The following is a 5707-nucleotide window of genomic DNA, read 5'->3' on the forward strand; positions in this document are numbered from 1 at the left end:
CGGGCGGCGGCCCGGGTGCAGGCGGAGGCGCTGTCGGGCGGCGCGGTCGGTCGGCGCGGACTCAGATCGCCAGCGCCGCCGACACCTCGTGGGCGGCGGTCGCATCAGAGGCGCCTGAGTGCGAGATCCGCCCGGACTCCATGACGTAATAGACGTCGGAGGCCCGCAGCGAGAAGCCCACGTGCTGTTCGACGAGCAGGACCGACAGGTCGCCGCGGGAGGCCAGGTCCACGATGATGCGCTCGATCTCGGCGACGACGTTGGGCTGGATGCCCTCGGTGGGTTCGTCCAGCACCAGCATCCGGGGTTCGGTGATGAGCGTCCGGGCGATCGCCAACTGCTGCCGCTGGCCGCCGGAGAGCAGGCCGGCCTTGCGGTCGAGCAGCTCCTTCAGCGCCGGGAAAAGGTCCAGCGACTCGTCGATCAGCGCCTTGCCGCGCTTGCGCCCATCGGCGACGAGCTGCAGGTTCTCGGCCGTGGTGAGCTGGGTGAACGACTGCTGTCCCTGCGGGACGTAGCCGATCCCGCGGGCCACCCGCGCGTGCGGACGCAGGGAGGTGATGTCCTCGCCGTCGAACTCAATCGTGCCGCCCTTGCATGGCAACAGCCCCACCGCGGTCCGCAGCAGCGTCGTCTTGCCGGCGCCGTTGTGACCGAGGATCGCGGCCACTCCCCCGGCCGGGACCTCGAGGTCGACACCGTGGACGACCTCCGAGCCGCCGTAGCCCGCGCGGACGCCGGTCATCTTGAGCAGTGCGGTCATCGTGGGGTCTCCTCGGTCTCGTCTGCCAGCTCGGTGCCGGTCGCGGCGGCGGTGCCCAGGTAGACCTGCTGCACCTTGGGGTCGGCCTGGATCTCGGCGACGGTGCCCTCGGCGAGCACCTTGCCCGCGGCCAGGACGGTGACGGTGGTGGCGAAGGCCCGCATGAAATCCATGTCGTGCTCCACCACCACGACGGTGCGGTCGGCGGCGATGCGCTGCAGCAGCTCGCCGGTGGCCTGCCGCTCCTCGGCGCCCATGCCGGCGACGGGCTCGTCGAGCAGCATGACGTCGGAGTCCTGCACCAGCAGCATGCCGATCTCCAGCCACTGCTTCTGCCCGTGCGCCAGCACCCCTGCCTTGGTGCCGGCGAGGTGCCCGAGCCCGATGGTCTCGAGCGCATCGGCGACCCTGTCCTCCCGGCCGTGGCGACGCCGCAGCAGGGTGAGCGGGCCGCGGCGGGCGCCGGCGGCGATGTCGAGGTTCTGCTCGACGGTGAGGTCCTCGAACACCGACGCCGTCTGGAACGTGCGGCCGATGCCCATCTTGGCGATCTTGTGCGTCTTGAGCCCCAGCACCGGCTGGCCGGACTTGTCGACGGTGCCGGTGGCGGGCACGAGCCCGGTGATCGCGTCGACGACGGTCGTCTTGCCGGCGCCGTTCGGGCCGATGAGGAAGCGCAGGTCGCCCTGGATCAGGGTGAGGTCGACACCGTCCACGGCCTTGAATCCGTCGAACCTCACCGTCAGGTCGCGGACCTCGAGGTAGGTGCCTGCGCCTCCTTCACCGGAGCGAGTGCGGGCGGACGCGCGGGCGGCGGAGCCGGGCAGGCCGATCTCGGCACCGGTCAGGGTGCCGGCCGACAGCGCGGCACCGATGCCGAAGGCGGTGGACGGGGTCATCGGGACTCCTCGGGGGAAGCGGCGCCTGACGCCGTCGCATCGGGTTCAGGTTCGGCGGTGCCGGTGGTGGCGGGCCGGTCGGAGGTGGCGGAGTTCGTCGTCGTCGTGGTCGTCGTGGTCGGCTCCTGGCCCTTGGCGCGCCGACGTCGCATCACGAACAGCGACGCCAGGCCGCCGGGCAGGAACCCCACCACCACGATGAACAAGATGCCCTGCAGGTAGGTCCACTGCGACGGGTAGGCCTCGGAGAACGCGGTCTGCGCCCACGCCACCCCGATCGCGCCGAGCACCGGGCCGAGCAGGGTGGCGCGGCCGCCGATCGCGACGCCGATGAGGAACGCGATCGAGGGCGCGATACCGATCGCCGACGGCGAGATGATCCCCACGATCGGCACGAACAGCGCCCCGGCGAGCCCCGCGGCGAAGGCGGCCACGGCGTAGGCGAACGACTTGACCATCGCCGGGTCGTAGCCGAGGAACCGCACGCGCTCCTCCTGGTCGCGGACGGCCACGAGCAACTCGCCGAACCGGGAATTCATGAGCTGGCGCACCAGCAGCACCACGAGAAGCAGCGCGCCGCCGGCGAGGAAGTACAGCATCCGCCGGTTGGCCGGGTCGGACAGCGCGAACCCGAAGAACCCGGTGAAGCGGTTGAGCCCGTTGGACCCGCCCAGCTCCGGCCGGCTCACGAGGAAGATCGCGGCGGCCGCCGCCAGGGCCTGCGAGAGGATCGCGAAGTAGGCGCCCTTGACCTTGCGGTTGAATACCAGGTAGCCGAACCCGAACGCCAGCAGCGGCGGGACCAGCAGGATCACCGCGAGCGTGAACCCGGGCGAGGCGAACGGCACCCAGTACCCGGGCATCTCGCGCATCCCGGCGATCTGCATGAAGTCGGGCAGCGCGTCGGCGCCTCCGCGGTCGCGGGCGTCGGAGATCTTGAGGAACATCGCCATCGCGTAGGCGCCCACGCCGAAGTACACGCCCTGGCCGAGGGTCAGCATGCCGCCGCGCCCCCACGCCAGACCGATGCCACTGGCGACGATCGCGTAGCAGAAGAATTTGGCCAGCAGGCTCAGCCGGAAGTCGCTCAGCAGCGCGGGCGCGAGACCGAAGATGATCAGCGCGGCCACCGCGAGCGCGGCCCAGAACATCCACCGTGGCCGCTCGGCGTCGCCGGTGAGCAGGCGTCGGGCGCGGGTGCGCCGGGGCAGCGAGGCTGCGGGATCGGGGGCGGTGGTGGCAGCGGAGTCGGCGGAGTCGGCGCCGCCAGCCGCTCGGGTGACGGAGATGGTCTTGGTCATGCCAGGCTCCTGGTCTTGACGGCGAACAGGCCCTGCGGGCGCACCTGCAGGAAGATGATGATGGCGACAAAGACGAGCACCTTGGCCACCGACGCGGTGGTGGAGTACTCGAAGAACGAGTGCAGGACCCCGAGCGCGAACGCCGCGATCACGGCGCCCCGCAGCTGGCCGAGACCACCCACGACCACCACGAGGAACGCGTCGATGAGATACGACTGGCCGATCGTCGGGCTCGTTGAGCCTATGAGCGTGAGCGCCACCCCGGCGACGCCGGCCAGGCCGGAGCCGATGAAGAACGTGGTGATGTCGGTGCGGCGGGAGCTGATGCCCGACGACTCGGCGAGGTCACGGTTGAGCGTGACCGCCCGGATGCGGCGGCCCATGGGCGTGAACTTCATCGCGGCCATGACCGCGGCGACGCAGGTGATCGCCAGGACGAAGATGAACACGCGAGTCAGAGGCACCGACGCACCGAGCAGTTCGACGCTGCCGCGCAGGAACTCCGGCACCGCCACGTTGACGGCCGGCGCGCCCCAGATGTCTCGGGCGATCTGCTGCAGGACCAGGCCCACACCGAACGTGACGAGCAGGGTGTCCAGTGGACGGGCGTAGAGGCGCCGGATGAGCGTCACCTCGAGCAGCACGCCGAGCAGGCCGCCGACGACGAAACCCAGGGCCAGGGACAACAGCAGGCTCATCCCAGAGGCGGCGGTGATCTGCTGGACGACGTAGGCGGTGTAGCAGCCGGCCATGATGAACTCGCCGTGGGCCATGTTGATGACGCCCATCTGGCCGAACGTCAGGCTCAGGCCGAGGGCGGCGAGCAGGAGGATGGAGCCGATGCTCAATCCGGTCGCGAGTTGTCCGATGAGGATGTCCACATCGGCTCCTTTCTCCGGGTCCCGCCCTCCCCCTCCCCCGCTCCCGACTGACGGGCCGGGAGCGGGGTGGGTCGGGCGGGGCTGGGTGATCCGGGCTGACGGTCGGGCGTCAGTTCCCGGACAGGTCGCCGGCCCAGTCGTAGGACTCGAGGAACGGGTCGGGCTCGATCGCCTCGCCGGAGCTCCACACCTCGTAGATCAGGCCGTCGGGGCGGATCTCGCCGACGATCGCGGTCTTGGAGATGTGGTTGTTCTCGCCGTTGATGGTGACGGTGCCCTCGGGGGCGTCGAAGCTGACGCCGTCGGCGGCGTCCTGGATGGCGTCGACGGCGAAGGAGTCCGCCTTCTCGACCGTGTTCTTCCACAGGTAGACCGACGTGTACGCGGCTTCCATCGGATCGGAGGTGACGCGGTTCGCGCCGTACTTCGCCTTGAACGCGTCGACGAACGCGGTGTTCTCCGGCGAGTCGATCGTCTGGTAGTAGTTCCACGAGGTCAGCTGGCCGTCAATATTCGCGGCGCCGATGCCCTGGACCTCCTCCTCGGCGATCGACACGCTCACCACCGGGGTGTCCTCGGCGGACAGGCCGGCGTTGGAGTACTCGCGGAAGAACGCCACGTTGGAGTCGCCGTTGAGCGTGTTGAACACGGCGTCCGGGTTGGCGGTGCGCACCTTGTTGACGATGGTCGAGAAGTCGGTCGAGCCGAGCGGGGTGTAGTCCTCGCCGAGGATCTCGACCTCGTTGGCCTCGGCCCACGCCTTGATGACGCGATTGGCGGTCTGCGGGAAGACGTAGTCCGAGCCCACGAGGTACATGGACTCCACGCCCTGCTCCTTGAGGTACTCCAGGGCGGGGACGATCTGCTGGTTGGTGGTGGCGCCGGTGTAGAAGATGTTCTCCGACGCCTCGAGGCCCTCGTACTGCACCGGGTAGTAGAGCAACGCGTTGGCGTCCTCGACCACGGGCAGCATCGCCTTGCGGGAGGACGAGGTCCAGCCGCCGAAGATCGCGGCCACGCAGTCACTGGTGATGAGCTTCTGCGCCTTCTCCGCGAACACGGCCGGGTCGGAGGCGCCGTCCTCCACCACCGGTTCGATCTGCTTGCCCAGCACCCCGCCCTCGGCGTTGATCTGCTCGATCGCCAGCGCCACCGAGTCACGCACGGTCTTCTCGGAGATGGCCATCGTCCCGGACAGCGAGTGCAGCGAGCCGACCTTGATGGTGTCGCCGGAGGTGTCCACGCAGGACTCGGCGGCGGCCGCGGCGGTGTCGCCGGTCCGGCTTCCGCAGGCGGTGAGCGCACCCGCACCCAGGATCACGAGGCCGGCGGTGGCCAGTGCACGCCGGGTGCGGATCGAGCGCGGCGTCTGGCTCGCGCGAGCTGTCTTCCCAGAGGAGATGGAGGTGGAGTTCACGTGGTTGACCTGACCTTCACTGACCGGCTGTCGAGTGCTCCCGCGGGCTGCGGGGCTCGAAGCGCGATGTGGATAAAGGTAAGGACATGATGTGAGTCAGCTGAGTCGCCGGTGTTTCGCCACCGTTGCCTCTACCGGCGTTGTGTGAACGCTGTGTTTCTCGTCCACCCCGCGATACAAGTGCGCGGGCGCGGCCGGCTGAGCCCGCACGCCGCTCCTGCGCGGGGTTACGCGTCCCCTTCGGCTTGTGATGCCTCTATGTACGCGTACGCGCGGGATGTGCTGGCGGAACGGTCCATAGAGGGCGCATACCTGGGCGTCGGCGGGCTGGGCGTCGGCGGGCTGGGCGGCGGCCGTCGTCTCTCGGGGCCGGCCCGGCTCTCAGCTCTTGCGCAGGTCCGGCGCCGGCGCACCGAGGAGATGGACTCGCGCGGCGGACCAGACCG

The 5707-nt window shown here is 69.8% G+C and carries 5 protein-coding genes; all 5 read right to left on the bottom strand.

Features of this window, described 5'->3' with window-relative positions:
* Positions 1-61: 61 nt before the first annotated feature.
* On the bottom strand, positions 62-763 hold the full coding sequence (urtE, locus tag G6024_RS04185) for an urea ABC transporter ATP-binding subunit UrtE (protein ID WP_082923750.1): 702 nt from the start codon (positions 761-763) through the stop codon (positions 62-64).
* Positions 760-1662 carry an urea ABC transporter ATP-binding protein UrtD gene (gene urtD / locus G6024_RS04190; RefSeq protein WP_159148139.1) on the bottom strand — a complete coding sequence of 301 codons (903 nt, stop codon included), beginning with the start codon at positions 1660-1662 and terminating at the stop codon, positions 760-762. The genes urtE and urtD overlap by 4 nt, the downstream gene beginning before the upstream one ends.
* Complete coding sequence (gene urtC, locus G6024_RS04195; RefSeq protein ID WP_119192244.1) at positions 1659-2813, bottom strand: urea ABC transporter permease subunit UrtC; 1155 nt, start codon at positions 2811-2813, stop codon at positions 1659-1661. The genes urtD and urtC overlap by 4 nt, the downstream gene beginning before the upstream one ends.
* A gap of 146 nt (positions 2814-2959) precedes the next feature.
* Positions 2960-3844, bottom strand: a complete 885-nt coding sequence (gene urtB, locus G6024_RS04200) for an urea ABC transporter permease subunit UrtB (protein ID WP_061228856.1) — start codon at positions 3842-3844, stop codon at positions 2960-2962.
* Between the two features lie 109 nt (positions 3845-3953).
* Positions 3954-5201, bottom strand: a complete 1248-nt coding sequence (urtA, locus tag G6024_RS04205) for an urea ABC transporter substrate-binding protein (RefSeq protein ID WP_096907488.1) — start codon at positions 5199-5201, stop codon at positions 3954-3956.
* Between the last annotated feature and the right edge of the window lie 506 nt (positions 5202-5707).

This window comes from Dietzia maris, from assembly GCF_014144855.1.
Classification (GTDB): domain Bacteria; phylum Actinomycetota; class Actinomycetes; order Mycobacteriales; family Mycobacteriaceae; genus Dietzia; species Dietzia kunjamensis.

Coding starts and splice junctions, on each gene's coding strand:
- urtE (WP_082923750.1), bottom strand. CDS start 763: ATGACCGCACTGCTCAAGATGACCGGCGTCCGCGCGGGCTACGGCGGC.
- urtD (WP_159148139.1), bottom strand. CDS start 1,662: ATGACCCCGTCCACCGCCTTCGGCATCGGTGCCGCGCTGTCGGCCGGC.
- urtC (WP_119192244.1), bottom strand. CDS start 2,813: ATGTTCTGGGCCGCGCTCGCGGTGGCCGCGCTGATCATCTTCGGTCTC.